The sequence below is a fragment of the Rhizobium sp. P1_B8 genome (genome assembly GCF_056406515.1).
Genome location: NZ_JBFTZZ010000018.1, coordinates 57025 through 73949, shown reverse-complemented (window position 1 = coordinate 73949; position 16925 = coordinate 57025). Strand labels below are relative to the sequence as shown.

The 16925-nt window shown below is 61.0% G+C and carries 16 protein-coding genes; 6 read left to right on the top strand and 10 right to left on the bottom strand.

Going from position 1 to position 16925, the window contains the following annotated elements; all coding sequences use genetic code 11:
* A complete protein-coding gene (gene eat / locus AC1D2N_RS22065) occupies window positions 1-1365 on the top strand; it encodes an ethanolamine permease (protein ID WP_018243818.1) in 1365 nt (454 codons plus the stop codon).
* Between the two features lie 233 nt (window positions 1366-1598).
* Here eat and AC1D2N_RS22060 read toward each other — a convergent pair whose 3' ends face one another.
* A complete protein-coding gene (locus tag AC1D2N_RS22060) occupies window positions 1599-2117 on the bottom strand; it encodes a DUF2937 family protein (RefSeq protein ID WP_113543692.1) in 519 nt (172 codons plus the stop codon).
* A gap of 147 nt (window positions 2118-2264) precedes the next feature.
* Between AC1D2N_RS22060 and AC1D2N_RS22055 the strand changes: the two genes are divergently transcribed.
* Together AC1D2N_RS22055 and AC1D2N_RS22050 are read left to right on the top strand one after the other, a co-directional pair.
* A complete protein-coding gene (locus AC1D2N_RS22055) occupies window positions 2265-2507 on the top strand; it encodes a hypothetical protein (RefSeq protein ID WP_130653183.1) in 243 nt (80 codons plus the stop codon).
* Window positions 2508-2625: 118 nt separating this feature from the next.
* The gene (locus AC1D2N_RS22050) at window positions 2626-2778 is read left to right on the top strand and encodes a hypothetical protein (RefSeq protein ID WP_018243821.1); all 153 of its coding nucleotides are present in this window, start codon (window positions 2626-2628) and stop codon (window positions 2776-2778) included.
* Between the two features lie 83 nt (window positions 2779-2861).
* Here AC1D2N_RS22050 and AC1D2N_RS22045 read toward each other — a convergent pair whose 3' ends face one another.
* Both AC1D2N_RS22045 and AC1D2N_RS22040 read right to left on the bottom strand, forming a co-directional pair.
* Window positions 2862-3152, bottom strand: coding sequence for a BON domain-containing protein (locus AC1D2N_RS22045; protein WP_112905409.1), 291 nt, complete (start codon window positions 3150-3152; stop codon window positions 2862-2864).
* Window positions 3153-3215: 63 nt separating this feature from the next.
* On the bottom strand, window positions 3216-3866 hold the full coding sequence (locus AC1D2N_RS22040; protein ID WP_047620344.1) for a hypothetical protein: 651 nt from the start codon (window positions 3864-3866) through the stop codon (window positions 3216-3218).
* A 383-nt stretch (window positions 3867-4249) separates the two neighbouring features.
* Between AC1D2N_RS22040 and dxr the strand changes: the two genes are divergently transcribed.
* Complete coding sequence (gene dxr / locus AC1D2N_RS22035; protein WP_112905411.1) at window positions 4250-5440, top strand: 1-deoxy-D-xylulose-5-phosphate reductoisomerase; 1191 nt, start codon at window positions 4250-4252, stop codon at window positions 5438-5440.
* Window positions 5441-5496: 56 nt separating this feature from the next.
* On the opposite strand, the gene AC1D2N_RS22030 is transcribed toward dxr, so the two are convergent.
* The 7 genes from AC1D2N_RS22030 to hemA all read right to left on the bottom strand — a co-directional run bounded on the left by AC1D2N_RS22030 (window position 5497) and on the right by hemA (window position 14225).
* Complete coding sequence (locus tag AC1D2N_RS22030; protein WP_197728268.1) at window positions 5497-6570, bottom strand: ABC transporter ATP-binding protein; 1074 nt, start codon at window positions 6568-6570, stop codon at window positions 5497-5499.
* A 24-nt stretch (window positions 6571-6594) separates the two neighbouring features.
* The gene (locus AC1D2N_RS22025; protein ID WP_130653185.1) at window positions 6595-8517 is read right to left on the bottom strand and encodes a glycoside hydrolase family 127 protein; all 1923 of its coding nucleotides are present in this window, start codon (window positions 8515-8517) and stop codon (window positions 6595-6597) included.
* 20 nt (window positions 8518-8537) lie between these two features.
* A complete protein-coding gene (locus AC1D2N_RS22020) occupies window positions 8538-9401 on the bottom strand; it encodes a carbohydrate ABC transporter permease (RefSeq protein ID WP_028734257.1) in 864 nt (287 codons plus the stop codon).
* On the bottom strand, window positions 9398-10315 hold the full coding sequence (locus AC1D2N_RS22015) for a carbohydrate ABC transporter permease (protein WP_112905415.1): 918 nt from the start codon (window positions 10313-10315) through the stop codon (window positions 9398-9400). Before AC1D2N_RS22015 ends, AC1D2N_RS22020 begins: the two co-directional genes overlap by 4 nt.
* Window positions 10316-10389: 74 nt before the next feature.
* A complete protein-coding gene (locus AC1D2N_RS22010) occupies window positions 10390-11628 on the bottom strand; it encodes an ABC transporter substrate-binding protein (RefSeq protein WP_018448143.1) in 1239 nt (412 codons plus the stop codon).
* Window positions 11629-11682: 54 nt separating this feature from the next.
* The gene (locus AC1D2N_RS22005) at window positions 11683-12642 is read right to left on the bottom strand and encodes a LacI family DNA-binding transcriptional regulator (RefSeq protein WP_245484479.1); all 960 of its coding nucleotides are present in this window, start codon (window positions 12640-12642) and stop codon (window positions 11683-11685) included.
* 368 nt (window positions 12643-13010) lie between these two features.
* Window positions 13011-14225 (bottom strand): 5-aminolevulinate synthase, encoded by a 1215-nt coding sequence (hemA, locus tag AC1D2N_RS22000; RefSeq protein ID WP_018517247.1) that lies wholly within the window; start codon window positions 14223-14225, stop codon window positions 13011-13013.
* 325 nt (window positions 14226-14550) lie between these two features.
* Between hemA and AC1D2N_RS21995 the strand changes: the two genes are divergently transcribed.
* Entirely contained in the window at window positions 14551-14808 is a 258-nt protein-coding gene (locus tag AC1D2N_RS21995) for a YMGG-like glycine zipper-containing protein (RefSeq protein WP_012759223.1), read from the top strand.
* Between the two features lie 169 nt (window positions 14809-14977).
* Window positions 14978-16906, top strand: a complete 1929-nt coding sequence (locus AC1D2N_RS21990) for an autotransporter assembly complex protein TamA (RefSeq protein WP_197728269.1) — start codon at window positions 14978-14980, stop codon at window positions 16904-16906.
* Window positions 16907-16925 lie beyond the last annotated feature (19 nt).

Below are 16925 nucleotides of genomic sequence, written 5' to 3'. Positions count from 1 at the left end.
ATGTCAAATTCTCAACCGACGCTCGCCAAGAGCCTGACCGGGCTGCATTTATGGGGACTTGCAGTCGGCCTCGTCATCTCGGGCGAATATTTCGGCTGGAGCTATGGCTGGGCGGCCGCCGGCACACTCGGCTTTTTGATCACCACGATCCTGATTGCCGTCATGTATACCACCTTCATTTTCTCCTTCACCGAGTTGACGACGGCTATTCCCCATGCCGGCGGACCGTTTGCGTACGCGCTCAGGGCCTTCGGCCCGCTCGGCGGCTTCGTTGCGGGCTTTGCGACACTGGTGGAATTCGTCTTCGCCCCTCCGGCCATCGCGCTTGCCATCGGCGCCTATCTCAATGTGCAGTTCCCGGGGCTTGATCCGAAAATGGCGGCCGTCGGCGCCTATATCGTCTTCATGGCGCTCAATATTGTCGGCGTCACCATCGCTGCGACATTCGAGCTCTTCATTACCATCCTCGCCATTATTGAACTCCTGGTCTTTATGGGTGTCGTTCTGCCCGGCTTCTCCGTCGCCAACTTCGCGGCCAATGGCTGGGCTGGCGCCCCCGAATTCTCGGTCGGCGCCATTGGAGGCATCTTTGCCGCCATTCCATTTGCCATCTGGTTCTTCCTGGCGATCGAAGGCGCGGCAATGGCTGCCGAGGAAACCAAGAACCCCACCCGCACCGTGCCGATTGCCTATATCGCAGGTATTCTCACTCTCGTATTCCTGGCTTTCGGCACGATGATCTTCGCGGGAGGCGTTGGCGACTGGCGCACGCTGTCCAACATCAACGATCCGTTGCCGCAGGCGATGAAGGCTGTCGTCGGAGAATCCTCCGGCTGGCTGCATATGCTGGTCTGGATCGGTCTGTTCGGCCTGATCGCATCGTTCCATGGCATCATCATGGGCTATTCCAGGCAGATTTTCGCGTTGGGCCGCGCAGGCTACCTGCCGGAAGTTCTCGCGAAGATCCATCCGAAATTCCGCACGCCATATCTTGCTATCCTCGCGGGCGGCGTTGTCGGCATTGCCGCGATCTTCTCCGACAACCTGATCCAGATCGGCGGCTTGCCGCTGACTGCCAATATCGTCACGATGTCGGTGTTTGGCGCGATCATCATGTACATCGTCTCCATGGCATCGCTGTTCAAACTTCGTCGGACCGAGCCCGAGCTTGCCCGACCGTTCAAGGCTTGGGGCTATCCCGTTGTCCCGGCCATTGCCCTTGGGCTTGCGCTCGTCGCGCTGGCGGCGATGATCTACTACAACTTCCTGATCTTTTTGATCTTCCTTGCGATGGGCGCGGTGGCCTTCGGTATCTGGCGCTTGCTGTCAGGCGGCGTCGCCAAGGAAGCGGCAGCTTCCGCGTAACAAGGCTCTCTGGCTCGATCATCCAGCAGGCAATCGGACGAACTGGTTCCGAACGATATCAACGACCCTCGCCGAGTTTGGCGGGGGAATTCGAGCGCAAAGCCCGGATGGCCTTACCATCACGTTCCCATTCAGATGGGTCAGCCCGCTCGCATAGTTCTTAAATTCCTCCTCGAGACAAGCTCGAGGCTATTCGATCTTCCGTGCATCAGGTCGCGTTCGCCGTCGTTGGTTTACCGCACCTGACGATGGACCCGTCGCGTCCTCACGGCCCGCCGCGCGCCCAATCCCAGCAGCGCCACCACGATCCAGCCACCGATAAAACCGATCGCTCCCCAGACGAGACCCGCAAAGCTGACGGGGACGCCGGGCACGAAGTCGCGCCAGGTATTGGCGAAAACGACGTCATCTGCGTCTTGCAGCAGCACGAAAGGCTTGGCGACGGGTGCGGCGGTGCCGAGGTGGAGTTGCTGCGACATTAGCGTTTCGTAACGTGTGATCGTGCTTCGCATGGAAACGCCGCGGTCGCGCAGGAAATCGTCGGATGATTGGGCATAGGCGTTCAGCGCCTGCTGGCGATCGAGATGGTGTTCGGCCGCCTGGGCATTGAAATCCTCGACGATGACCCGCAATTCGTCGATAGCCCCGCCGATCCGCTGGCGATATTGCTGCGCAAATTCCGGCGCCTGCGAAAAGACCGTGCCGCCGGCAAGCCCGGCGACGACGGCGATGATCCTTGCAATCGGTCCCATGAATGATGCCTCCGGCTATCCCCCTGCGCTAACGATCCGGCGCGTCAAAGGTTTCTGCCTCCGTCACAATCGGTAACTCTATGTGATTGAACCGACTGTGCTTCCAGCGAGTTGATGCCGTGACCAACTCAGAAAGAGAGGCTTGTCATGAAGCAGATTATCCTTGCCTGCACGCTCACTGCAGCGTCCATCTTTTCCGCAATGCCGTCCCAGGCGGCAAGTGTGACCATCACCACGGATGATGCCAGTCCCACTTACCGTCATGCGGAACGGCCCTATTACCGCCATCACATGCGGCCGCGCCACGTCTCCCAGGACTGCTTCACCAAGACGGAAAAAATCCGCCGTCACGGCCATACGGTCGTCAAGGAAACCCGAATCTGCCGATAAGGCAAATCCATGCAGAAAAAGCCCGGCTGATCCTTCAGTCGGGCTTTTCTCATCTGATCTCGCCGATGAGGAACTTCGCAATATCAGCCGCGTTTATTGTGAAACGGGAGTATTCATCATGCGTATCAAGATGATTCTTTTGGCCATCGCTTATGTCGCCGTCAGCGTCGTGCTGCTTGCCATAGCCTACCAGCCGCAGAGTTCGGGCGCCATGCAGAAAACGGATCGTCTGGCCGGCTCGTCCTTCCTTGTCGAACGCTTCGCCGGTTGATCAGCTGAGCGCCGGCTTATAGGCGAAGACGTAGAAATAGTCCTCGTCCGGCAGGTCTGGCTTCGGAGCTGCCCGTCGTCTGATCAATGCGTACCGTCAAGCGAATATCCGCCAAGCAGAATCCGGTTCTGCACCGAATGCACGCCCTCGACAGCCTTGGCGACCGCGGTTGCCCGTTCGATTTCGCCCACCGTGCCGACTGTGCCGCTCAACACGATCTGGTCGTTCTCCATCGTCACTTCGACATCAGACGCATCGATGCCGCCGGCGATCGCCAGCGCATTGGCAACGGCCGCCTCGACGGATGCGCGATTGGCGATTTCGGCTTCCATCTCGGGTTCGAGCCCGTGAAATGTCTGCTCCTTGAAAACCATGATCCATTCCTCCGTGAAACCTGCGGAGGAAACGCCCTTCGACAGAGTTTGGTTTCAGCACCGCTACCAGTTAACGCGATAGCGGAGATTGACGCTGCCAGCCTCACCCCCCGAAAATGGATTGTTCATCGACGCATCGAGGTTGAGGTTCGGCAGGATGGCCTGGCTGACCGCCACCGTACTCGAGAAATCGCCGGTGGCATTGCTGACGCCTGTGCCTGCCGAAAGCGAGGTTCCCGTCCAGGGATGGATCAGTTTCAGCGCTTGGGATGCCGTCACAGAAGCCTGCCGGGCATCGACCGCATCAAATTGAACGCTGATGGACCGGCTCGATTGCATGTCGAGCGAATCGGACAGGATCCAGCTACGCGAGCGGCTGAGGGTCAGCGCGCCGCTGCCGCGCAGCGTATCGACGCTGACGCTCGCGCCCTGCTGTGACTGGCTTGCCGGGGTGACGTTCGTTCTGGTGATCCTGCCCCAAAGCATTGCCTGTTCGGAATCGGGCAGTGGCGCCCCGCCCTTGGTCGAGGCAAGCGCGATGTCGGCGCCAGCGCTCGTTTCCCATTCCGCCGGCAGGCGAAACCCCATCGTCGCCTTGTAGGACCGGTCCGAAAGCTTGGTCGGCGACCAGATCAGCAGGTCGTCCGCCCGCGCCGCGGTGGTGAGCGAGGGCAGGATGGCGAATAGAATGCATGCTATTTTGGATGTCGTCATGAGGTTAAGAACATTTTGCCTGACACAGGGCCGCGGCTCCGAAACCGAAGCAGCAGCACACATGAAGCGCTCGCAGCGAACGCGATGAGGGATCACGGCCAAGCCGCTCATCCCGGTTTCATCCTTGATTTAATGGTTGGCTCGGAAAGCCGGCGGCACTGAGTGCCTGTTCTTCAATAGACGCCTTAACGCCCCGAATTGCCCATGCGACCGAAACCAGCCGCAGCGGAACCGCGATTCCTCAAGCAATGTTATAAGGATCACATCCAACCGCCGTTCTGTAAACCCCTTAAGGGTTGAAATCTGCTGCACCGCACACTTGCCGCCCCCTCCAAAGCCTAGTAGAGCCTGAGCCTACGAGAGAAATTTTCGCGAAATTCCACATGATGACCGGCAAAAGCGCGCCGCGGCGCCTCAGCATCTTCGGTTCGACGGGTTCGATCGGCCAGAATACACTCAATGTCGTCGATCATCTGGGCGGACGGGAGAACTTCGAAATCTCCGTGCTGACCGGCAGCGGCAATGTCGAATTGCTGGCCCGGCAGGCGAAATCATCCGGTGCGCGGCTGGCGGTGACAGCAAACGACCGGCACTACGAATCACTGAAGAGCGAACTTTCCGGCAGCGGCATCGAGGTCGCCTCGGGAAAATCCGGCCTGATGGAAGCCGCCGACCGCGAAGTCGACTGGGTGATGGCGGCAATCGTCGGCACCGCGGGCCTGGCGCCGACGCTTGCCGCCGCGCGCCGCGGCGCCGATATCGCACTTGCCAATAAGGAATGCCTGGTATCGGCCGGCGATTTGTTCATCGCCGCGATCCGCGAAGGCGGCGGCAGGCTGCTTCCTGTCGATAGCGAGCACAACGCCATCTTCCAGGTGCTGGAAGAGAACCAGCGTCACGCCATCGAGCGGGTCATCCTGACGGCGTCGGGCGGTCCCTTCCGCACCGCCTCGCTGCGTGACATGGCTGATGTGACGGTGGAAACCGCACGCGCCCATCCGAACTGGTCGATGGGATTGAAGATCTCGATCGACAGCGCCTCGATGTTCAACAAGGCGCTGGAGATGATCGAAGCCCGGCACCTTTTCGGTCTCAGACCCGAACAGATCGAAGTCATCTTCCATCCGCAATCGATCATCCATTCCATGGTCGGCTATACCGATGGGTCGGTGCTGGCGCAGCTCGGCGCGCCCGATATGCGCACCGCCATCGGTTATGCCCTGTCCTTTCCGCGCCGGCCGAACTTGCCGGTCGAGCGGCTGGATTTCGCCAAGCTCGCCAGGCTGGATTTCGAGGCGCCGGATGAGGTGCGGTTTCCGGCGTTGCGGCTCGCACGCCTGGCGATGATGCGCGGCGGCGTTCAGGGCGCGGTGTTGAACGGCGCCAAGGAAGTGGCGCTCGAAGCCTTCATCGAAGGGCGGCTGTCCTTCCTCGCCATGGCCGAAGTCACCGAGAGGGTCATGGACGATCTGGCCGGCCTGCCGCCGGCTGCCGGCATGGACGATGTCTTCGCCGCCGACAGGGAGGCCCGGCAAAGGGCGGCGGAGCTCATGACACTGGCGATCGCCGAGTGAAGATCAGACGGGCCGATCGCCGAGTGGTCGCCCGCCTGTGATCCCGACGACCGCCATTAGCGCAACCGGTTCCCGCTCTCGTCGAACAACCGGCAATCCGACGGTTCAAACAGCAGGTTCACCTGCTCGCCCGCCGCAATGCTGATCGGTGAGCGATGCTCGACGGTCAGCGACTGGCCATCGGCAAGCTGGCAATAGAGATATTGCGTTCCCCCGAGATACTCCGAAAAATCGACCCTGGCCGTCAGGCTGCCCGATAGATCGGATGCCACCTTCAGATGCTCCGGCCGCAGACCGAGCGTCACCGCGGCACCAACCGGCCGGTTTGCGGGCGGCAGGCCGCTTTCGATCTGCCGGCCGGCGACTTCGACCAGGCCTCCCTCACCCCAGCGGGCATTCAAAAGGTTCATCCGGGGCGAGCCGATGAAGCCCGCCACGAAGGTATTCGAGGGATTCTCGTAGATTTCCCGCGGCGTTCCGGCCTGCTCGACGCGGCCGTCGCGCAGCACGACGATCTTGTCGGCGAGCGTCATCGCCTCGGTCTGGTCGTGCGTGACATAGATCATCGTGTTGCCGAGTTCGCGGTGGAGGCGAGCGATCTCGATGCGCATCGAAACGCGCAGTTCGGCATCGAGATTGGACAGCGGTTCGTCGAACAGGAAGACATCGGGCTTGCGCACGATCGCCCGGCCGATCGCCACACGTTGCCGCTGGCCGCCGGAAAGCTGTCCCGGCCGCCGGTCGAGAAGATGATCGATCTTCAGGATCGCGGAGGCGGCCTTGACGCGCGTCTCTATCTCCGCGGCATTGGTGCGCGCCATCTTCAAGCCGAAGGCCAGGTTGTCGCGCACACTCATATGCGGATAGAGCGCGTAGGACTGGAAGACCATGGCGATGCCGCGCTCGGATGGATCGAGATCGGTGACGATACGCCCCTTGATCTCGACCTCCCCGTCGGTCACGTCTTCCAGGCCGGCGATCATGCGAAGAAGCGTCGATTTTCCGCAGCCGGAAGGGCCGACGAAGACGACGAATTCGCCCTCCGCGATCGTCAGGTCGATCCCGTGGACCACCTGCAGATTGCCATAGCTTTTTCGCACGTCCTGGAGCACGACGCTCTTGTTAGCCATACCGTTCGTCATCCCCAAAAAGACCTATCTGTCCGACTGGACCCAGACGAGCATCTCTCCGGGCGCGCGGTTGTCCCAGAGATGATAGGGCACGAAACGTGCGGTGGCGACCTGCCTTTCGGCCGGCGCCTTGCGGTAGAGCGCTGTTCCCCAGTTCGACGTTTCCTCGCGCTCGACCTTGAGATCGAGGGCGACGGCATCGTTGAGATCCTTCAGCACGACGGTTTCGGCGGCCGGCAGCTCGCGGGGCAGGACGATGGCGTTGAGGTCTTCGCCATTGTCCGTCGTTTCGACGCAATAGACGAGCGGGCCGCGCATCAGGGCGACGCGGCCGGCATCCTGGCGCACCTTCGGGTTGGCATATTGCGGGCGAAGCGCCAGCGGCAGGTAAAGGGCGACACGATCGCCGTCGGCCCACTCGCGATCGATCCAGGCATATCCGTCCCGGAGATTGGCGTTGAGATCGAGCATCCCTCCGTTGACGCTGAGGGTTGCACCATCGGCCCAGTCCGGAATACGCAGCGACAGCGCGAATCTAGCCGGCTTCCCCAGCTTGGTGGTAAAGGCGATCGCACCGTCCCACGGGTAGTTGGTGGTCTGCTCGAGCTCCACCTCGGCGCCATTGGCAAGCTTCAGTCGCGCGGTGCTCTCGCCATAGAGGTGCACGGCGATTTCGTTGTCGGAAACGGCGTACATGTAGGAGCCGATCGAGGTCACCAGTCGGGCGATGTTGGGCGGGCAGCAGGGGCAATGGTGCCATTTCCACCGGTGATGTTTGCCGGCACTTTCAAGCGGGTTGTCATAGAAGAACGTCTTGCCGTCTGTGGAAAGCCCGGGCAGCGCGCCGTTGTAAAGCGCCTGTTCCATGATGTCGGCATAGCGCCGATCCGGACCTCGTCCGAGCATGCGGCTCGCCCAGAACACCAGCCCGACCGAGGCGCAGGTCTCCGCATAAGCGGTATCGTTCGGCAGATCGAAGTAATCGGTAAAGCCTTCGTTGGAGGCCGCCGGCCCGATGCCGCCGGTGATGTACATCTGCTTGGTCGTCAGATCGTCCCAGAGCGTTTCCAGCGCTGCCGTCAGGCTGTCGTCCTTGTATTCGGTGGCGATGTCGGCCATGCCCGAATAGAGGTACATGGCGCGTACCGCGTGACCGACGACCTTTGTCTGCGCGCGCACCGGCTGGTGCGCCTGCGCATATTCATAGGTCTTCTGGTGGTACTGGGAGACATCGCGGCCGTCCCGGCTTGCTTCCGCCGTGAAGAAATGCGGTTCGGTGCCGCGTTCGTCGATGAAGTATTTCGACAGGTCGAGATATTTCTTCTCGCCGGTCACGCGGGCGAGCTTGACCAGCGCAAGCTCGACTTCCTCGTGGCCGCAATAGCCTGATATCTGGCCTTCGCCATGACCGAAAATCTTGATCATGTAATCGGCATAGCGGCACATGATGTCGAGCAGCTTGCGTTTGCCGGTCGCCTGATAATAGGCGACCGCGGCTTCCATCAGGTGGCCGGCGCAATAGAGCTCGTGATGGTCGCGCAGGTTGGTCCAGCGGCGGCTCGGTTCCACACGCTGGAACCAGGCGTTCAGATAGCCGTCCTCATCCTGCAGCTTCTCATACATATCGATGATCTCGTCGGCGCGCGCTTCCAGCTTCGGATTCGGCCGGCGATAGAGCGAATAGGCGATGGTCTCGATCGACTTGCCGAGGTCGGAATCCCAGAACATCTGCGTCGTCCCGCCCCATGGCTGAATGGGAATGACGACCCCGGGGCCTGGCTGATCGACGTCGATCGCCTTGAGCATGCCGGCCTCGACGCAGCGGTCGAGAAGGGTCTCGGCGGTGGAATTGCAGACGGCGTCCTGCCATTTGCCCCAGAAGCCGCCGAGCTCCACATCGGGAACGGCGACGGGACGAAACTGGCGGTCATTGCTTGGTTTGGTCATGGGCTCCACTTTCTCTCAGATCATTTCACCGCGCCGGCCATCAGCCCGCGCATGTAGTAGCGTTGCAGGAGCAGGAAGACGATCAGGCAAGGGATCGTCATGACGACGACACCGGCCTGAACCGCTCCCCAGTTGATGGCGCCGAGCCGTCCGGCGCGAACCGCCGTCATCAGCACCGGCAAAGTGTATTTCTCATTGCTGGAGAGCAGCACGAGCGCGGCGAGAAACTCGTTCCAGGCATTGAGGAAGGCAAAGATCGCAACCGTCGCGACGCCGGGAAGCACCAGCGGCAGAAGAACCCGGACCAGAAGCCTGAGGTCGCGCGCGCCGTCGATGCGTGCGGCCTCTTCGATCTCCTTCGGCACGGCGTCGAAGGCGTTGCGCATCATGAAGACCGAGAAGGGCAGCTGCAGCGTCACATAGACGAGCGTCAGCCCAAGCAGCGAATTGTTGAGACCGAGCTTTGCCAGGATGATGAAGAGCGGCGTCAGGATCGACTGGAACGGGATCATCAGCGTCGCGATGATCAGCACGAAGAGCGCATTCTTCAGCGGGAATCGATAGCGCGAGAAGCCGTAACCGGCGAGCAGGCTGACGGCGACGGTCAGCACCACGGTGGCGACCGAAACGAACAGCGAATTGATCATGTGCCGCCAGATGCCGGCGCCGAACGTATCGAGCAGCGCGTAGGAATCGATGCTGACGCCTGAGGTCGGCCACGGCGGCAAGGGCGGCAGGCTGGCCTCCGTGCCATGCCGGAAGGACGACAACAGCGTGATCACGAAGGGGGCGAGAAAGAAGATCGAGATAGTGATGCCGGTCAGATGATAGGCCGACTTCGTTCGGACGGCCTTGCGCGCGCGGCGTTCCTTTGAGGTGGTCATGGACGCTCCTCCCCAACGCGAAGCAGCCAGAGCTGCACGATGCTGATGGCGACCAGGATGGCGAGAAGCACGATCGAGAGTGCTGCGCCATAGCCGAGATTGAACGACACGAAGGACTGATTGAAGATATAGTAGACCACCGAGATCATCTTGTTCTGCGGACCGCCCGCGGTCATGATGTAGAACTGGTCGAAGGCGAGGATCGAACCGGTGACGGAGACGATCAGCGCCAGCGCAATCGTCTTGCGCATCAGCGGCAGCGTCAGATGCCGGAACCGCTGCCAGCGGCCGGCGCCGTCGATGCGGGCGGCCTCCGTCAGCTCGGACGGAATAGCCTGAAGCCCGGTCAAAAGAATGATCATGGTGAAGCCTGCGATCTTCCAGACGACCATCACCACGATCGTCAGAAAGGCGGTGTCGAAGGTCGCAAGAAGATTGGGGCTCTTTTCGACAAGGCCGAGCGCCTTCAAGGCCGGGCCGATGAAGCCGCTATCGACATTGGCGAGCCAGACCCAAAGCAGGGAGGCTGTGGCAAGACCGACCACGACGGGCAGGAAGATGATCGTGCGGTAGGCGCCGACGAACTGCCGTTCCTTTTCGACGAAGATTGCCAGCGGAAAGGCGATGGCGAAGATCGCGATGGTGACGATCACGGTGTAATAGGCCGTGAAACTCAGCGCCGTCATGAAGCGGGTGTCGTTGGCCATGCGGAAATAATTATTGAAGCCGATCCAGCGGGACGCCCCCATCAGCGGCCAGTTATGCAGGCTCATCCATCCGGTGAAGAGAACCGGCATGATGAAGAAGACGATGACCAGCGCCATGGCCGGCGCAATGTAGACGAGGCCGCGCCAGTTCGATCGGCGCCGTCGCCTGCGCCGAGGCAATAGAATCTCTGAACCGGAACCGGTCATCAAAACGCTCCGCATCTGTCGAGTGGAATTGGCCGGGAAGCTGCCACCGCTCCCCGGCCGCGGCCGGGAGAGAGTTATTGGCCGCTGTCGATGATCGATTGCATTTCCGACTGGGCGCTTGAAAACGCGCCGTCGACATCGTCGCCGAAGATCGAGGCGTTGGTGAAGCTGGCCCAAGGCCCATTGGCGCTGTTGATCAAGTCGTTGAACTGCAGCGTATAGGGTGTCTTGGCGACACCGATCGCCTTCAGGCCGACCTGCATGCGCGGATCGAGACCTTCCAACACCTTATCGGCGATATCGCCGCGCGTCGGCAGGCTGCCATACTTCGCCATGATCTTCTGGCCATCCATCGAATACACATATTCGAGGAACTCCTTCACCGCGTCGATCTTCTTCGTGCCCTTGGTGATCACGAAGTTGTCGCCGCCGGCAAAGGACGAAGGCTTCCCGTCGACGCCGGGAATGAGGGTTACGCCGAAGTTGATATCGGGATGCTCGGTCACCAGCGTGCCGATGGCAAATGCGCCGAGGCTTTGCTGGCCGATCTTGCCGTTGGTGAAGGTCAGGAAGTTCGCGCCGTTGTCGCTGGCGGCTCCCGCCGGCACGAGGTCCTTCTTGACCATGTTGCGGTAAATATCGACGGCCTTGCGCATCTGCGGCGTATCGAGCGTCGCCGTCTTGCTGTCGGCCGACAGGATATCGGCGCCCGCACCCCAGACGAGCGGCGTGAACGTGAAGATCATGCAGCCGCCGCAGCCGCCGCCGGAGAAATAGAAGCCGTAGGTATCGTCACCCAGCGCCCGGATCTTCTCGGCATTGGCGGTAATTTCGTCCCAATTCGCCGGTGCCTTTTCCGGGTCGAGGCCGGCCTTCTTGTAGAGATCCTTGTTCCAGGCAAAGACGGAGGTTTCGACCGAGAGCGGCAGGCCGTAAATCCGGTCCTGATAGGTGCCGAGGCGAACATGCGATGGCGAAAGCGAGTTGAAATAGGGCAGGGATTTTGCCCAGTCCGTCAGGTCTTCCAGCTGCCCGGCCGCAGCAAAGGCAGGGTTATAGATGAGATCCATCGACAGCGCGTCTGGCGCCTGTCCGCCGGCGATCGCCGTCGCATATTTCTGCACCAACTCGGAGAACGGCACTTCGGTCATCACGACCTTGCTCTCGTGACCGGAATTATAGGCTTCGACAACCTTCTTGAAGGCATCGCCGATCCCCGAGCGAACCCACATTTCGACATTTTCGGCAGCCGACGCGGCCGACACCAGACATAGGGTAGCGATGCTGGTCGCCGCCAATAGACGCTTGATCATGACACTCCTCCCGATATGGCGCATCTCCTCGCGCCTTTGCTCATTCACGTGTTCTCATTCCGTGGGGGCTTTCCCCCCGCATGACTGCCGGACGATCAGCCGGCACGGCAATTTCCTCACTCCCGGCTCGACAGGCCGTCCTTCCGCAAGCGCGAGCACCGTCAATCCGGCTTGTCGCCCGAGCTCCTTCAGTTCCATGTCCACCGTTGTCAGCGGCGGCCGCGTCTGGGCAGCGACAATCTCCCAATTGTCGAAGCCGATCACCGAGACGTCCTGCGGCACCTTGACGCCGCGTTCGCGCAACGCATCCACAGCACCGCGGGCGATTTGATCGTTGCCGCAGAAGAGCGCGTCCGGTTTTTCTCCCGGTCTCTTCCAAAGCTGTTCGACCGCCTCATGGCCCCAGTTTTCCGACCAGACGCCGTAGAGCACCGGCTCGCGGTGACCTGCGACCTCGTGATAGGCGCCGGCACGCTCCCGCACCGAGAAGAAGTCCTCCGGCCCGGTGATGTGCGCAATCCGCCGCCGCCCGATCTTCACGAGCCATTCCACCGCCAGCCGCGCACCCTGTTCGTCGTCAGACCGGAAGGTAACGCTGTTCTGCGTCCCCTCCGTGAATGCGTAGACGACAGGCACATGCAAATTCGACAGATCGACAGGCAGACGTCTGTCCAGACGTTTTCCTGTCGCGATGATGCCGTCGACCTGTTTGTCGAGCATCGCGTCGACATGGATCTGAGCGAGCGCCGGATCGTCTTCGATGGCGCACAGGAAGACCGAAACGCCGTGATCGACGAGAGCGTCGGAAATACCCGCCATGACAGGCAGCGTGAACCGGCCATAGGTGTCGTTCGTCAGCAGCCCGATAGTGAAGCTGCGTTTGCTGAGAAGACCTCTCGCCAGCGCATTCGGCCGATATCCGATTTCGGCGGCGATCCGTTTCACCCGCTCGCGCGTTTCCGACCCCATCCGGCCGGTATCATTGAGAGCTTTCGACGCCGTCGAGATGCTCACCGCGGCAGCCGCCGCCACCTCGTGGATGGTGATCCTGCCTCTTTTTCCTCCCGATATGTTCAGAACGTCCTCCTTCTAAGTGACCTGAGAAAAGCTTTTACCAATCTCTATGTCAAGTGAGAAAAGGTTTTCTCACGCGAGCTCAAGGCGACGCAGTTTGCGGGAGGACGCAAGCACAGGGAAAGATCCATGCGCATCGGTCGGGCCGATTGCGATGTGTCATCGGTGTTAAGACCAGGCGCAGAGCGGATGATCTTGAACGGGCAAGGGAGGCTTGTTGCAGCGTCTTGCGGGAGCAAGACCGATCGCTGTCAGAACCTCCAGTGGAGGCCCTGAATTACGGTTCGAACCGAGCGATCATCGAAAAATCAGGCGACGTGCCTTGCGAGCGCGCAGCGCGACCACAGCGAATGCAGCGCCTCGACCAGATGGGCGATATCGGCGTCGGAATGCAGCGGCGTCGGCGTGATGCGCAGGCGCTCGGTCTTCTTCGGCACGGTGGGATAGTTGATCGGCTGGACGTAGACGCCGCAATTGTCGAGCAGCAGGTCGGAGATCCACTTGCACTTGGCCGCATCGCCGACCAGCACCGGCACGATATGGCTCGGATTGGGCATATGCGGGATGCCGCGCTGGTCGAGCAGCGCTCTCAGCTTGCGGACACGGTCCTGATGGCGGGCGCGTTCGAACTGGCTGACCTTCAAATGCTGGATCGAGGCGACGGCGCCGGCGGCAAGTGCCGGCGGCAGCGCCGTGGTGAAGATGAAGCCGGAGGCAAACGAGCGGATGAAATCGCAAAGCGCCGTCGAAGCGGCGATATAGCCGCCCATCACCCCGAAAGCCTTGCCGAGCGTACCCTCGATGACCGTCAGCCGGTCCATCAGCCCCTCGCGCTCGGCAATACCGCCGCCGCGCGGGCCGTACATGCCGACGCCATGCACTTCGTCGAGATAGGTCATCGCCCCATATTTGTCGGCGAGATCGCAGATCTCCTTGATCGGGGCGATATCGCCATCCATCGAATAGACGCTCTCGAAGGCGATCAGCTTCGGCGCCTTCGGATCGGCGGCCTTAAGCTTGGCTTCGAGATCGGCCACATCATTGTGCTTCCAGATCACCTTGTCGCACTTGGCATAGCGGATGCCCTCGATCATCGAGGCATGGTTCAGCGCGTCGGAGAAGATGATGAGGCCGGGAATCTTCGCGCCGAGCGTGCCGAGGGCTGCCCAGTTGGAAACATAGCCAGACGTAAAGATCAGCGCCGCTTCCTTGCCATGCAGGTCGGCAAGCTCACGCTCGAGCATGACGTGATGGTGGTTGGTGCCAGAAATATTCCGGGTGCCTCCCGCACCCGCGCCACAGTGGTCGATGGCGTTCTTCATCGCCTCGATCACCTTCGGATGCTGGCCCATGCCGAGATAGTCGTTGGAGCACCAGACCGTGACTTCCTTTTCGCCATCCACGGTGTAACGCGTCGCGCGGGGAAAATTGCCGCGGTGACGTTCGAGATCGGCAAAAACGCGGTAACGGCCCTCGGTACGAAGCCCGTCCAGCTCGTTTTTGAAAAACGCTTCGAAATCCATCATATGCTCCAGTATCACGCGGATGTTCTTGATGACTGGACGTCCGCGCGTCAATGCTTACCCTTTGCTTTAACATCAACTGCGGCAAAAGGCCCAGATTTTTGAATGATTCCAGATAAAAAATATGCGAGCCGCGATCAACGAAATTGATGCCGCAGAAGGCAGCCGAGTTTGCGGACCGGGCAAAAGGCGACCCAGCCTGATCGCAAAAAAATCAGCACATCGGATGGACAACCCTTTCTTCCGACATAGTTTTCGGTCTAGCCTGACAAAAAATAAGAAGGGACGGCCTTTGCCCGCTGGGCAACAACCTCGGAGAGAAAAGATGAAGAAAGTTGTCATACTCGCATTGATCGGCCTGTCGATCGCAAGCTGCACGCCGACGCAGCAAGGCGCCGGCATCGGCGCTGCATCAGGTGCCGTCATCGGCGGCGTAGTCACCGGCAACGTCCGTGGCGCGGCAGTCGGCGCCGCTATCGGCGGCGTGTCCGGCGCCCTCATCGGCAGCGTCGCCGAACAGCCTGGCCAGTGCTACTATCGCGACCGCTACGGCCGCCGCTACATCGATAGTTGCCCGCGCTGAGAGCGCTTGGAAATCGGCAAATTCAGGAAATCCCGGACACACCTCCGGGATTTTTTGTGCTAAATTAGCGCGTTGGCAATTTAAAATGGTACACCCCGCGCGATTTTGTCGCTAAGCTGTTCATGGCTGGGCAACGAAGCTTCAATGTAGACACAACCAAAAGCGGCGGATGCGGATCAGAGGGACAGGCCCGAAAACAGGTACTGCGTATCGGCGAACAGGCACCATGATGGTAGTCGCAGCGGCAGCTGCGTTCTCACCGGTCCTGATCGGCGACGCTTATGCCTTCAAGCTTTTCGGCATCACCATTTTCGGCAAAGAAGAAGACGAAGGCGAACAGGTGCCCGATCCGGTGCGCTACCACGTCGACCTCAGGGCCGATACCGCCGATCCCGACCTGAAAGAAGCGCTGGAAAACAGTTCCCGTCTCCTCAGTGACCAGAAGCAGCCGGTTTCCGGCGATCTCGGCATCGTCGTCAAGGCGCGCGACGACCGTGAGCGGCTGATCGCCGCCCTGTATGAAAAGGCCCGTTATGGCGGCCTGGTGACGATCACCATCGACGGTAAGAATATCGACGACCTGCCGCCCAATCCGACATTCGACCGGTCAGGGCCGATCCCCGTCACCGTCGACATTGCTCCCGGCCCCGTTTTCAAGGTCAGGGAGGTACAGTTCGGCGGCGATGCCGCAAACCATAATCCCGCCGATTACGACCTCGCCCCGGGCGCGCAAGCCGGCTCGCTCGCCATCATCAGGGCCGGCGACAAGATCGTCGAACAATTGAAGAGCGAAGGCCGGCCCTTCGCCAAATTGACCGAACGCAAGGTCGTCGCCGATCATAACAGCGACACCGTCGATATCGTCCTTGCTGCCGAGGGCGGTCCCATCGCCCCGATCGGCGATGTCGGCGTCACCGGGGAGAAGACCGTCAGGCCAGGTTTCATCCAGCGCTATTCCCGGCTGAACAAGGGCGAAGCCTACTCCCCGGAAGCGCTGAAGAAAGCCGGCGAGCGGCTTCGCGCCCTCGGCGTCTTTTCGAGCGTCACCATTCACGAAGGGGATGCGCTGGCGCCTGATGGCACCTTGCCGATGACGATCGAGGTTTCGGAAGGCAAGAGGCGCTACTTCGGCGTCGGTGCGCAATATTCCACCACCGACGGCTTCGGCGTTCAGGGCTATTGGGGCCACCGCAACCTGTTCGGCGAAGCCGAAACGCTGAGGATCGAGGGAGCGGTCTCGCGGCTTGGCGAAACGACGGATGTCGGCAGCCTCGACTATTCCGCCGGCATCCTCTTCACCAAGCCCGGCGCCTTCTTTCCCGCCGCGACCCTGAAGGCGGGCATCGTCGCCAAGACCGAAAATCCGGATGCCTATAACGCGACGCTCGTCACCGCCTCGCTCGGCCTTTCCTACGAGCTGACCGACCGGGACACGGTCTCGGCCAGCGGCGAGGTCAGCTGGGAGCGCGACGATGACGCCTTCGGCGAGAACGACTATCTGACCTTCACCCTGCCGATCCAATATGATCGCGACGCACGCGACGACAAGTTCAACCCGACGGAGGGTTATCGCGCGACATTCTCGGCAAAGCCCGGCTACGAAATCTTCGACGCCACGCCCTATGCGGCATTCGAGGGCTCGATCTCCGGCTACCTGCCGTTCGGCCAGGAGGACGGCGTGGTGCTTGCCGGCAAGGTTGCCGCCGGCGTCCTGATCGGCGGCGATAGCATCGGGGATATTCCCGCCACGCAGCGCTTCTTTGCCGGCGGCGGCGGCTCCGTGCGCGGATACAGCTATCAGGAAATCTCGCCCTATAACGACAATGGCGATGCCACCGGCGGCCGCTCCTATGTGACCGGTTCGCTGGAGGCCCGCATCAAGATCACCGATACGATCGGCATCGTGCCCTTCATCGATGTCGGCACCGTATCGGACAGCACCTTTCCGGGTTTTTCCGATATCCGCGCCGGTGCCGGCGCCGGAATACGATATGCAACGCCTTTCGGCCCGCTGCGGCTTGATTTTGCCATGCCGCTGAACAAGTACGAAGATGGCACAGATTACGGAATCTACGCCGGCATCGGCCAATCCTTCTAGAATTGCCGATTCCCCCGTG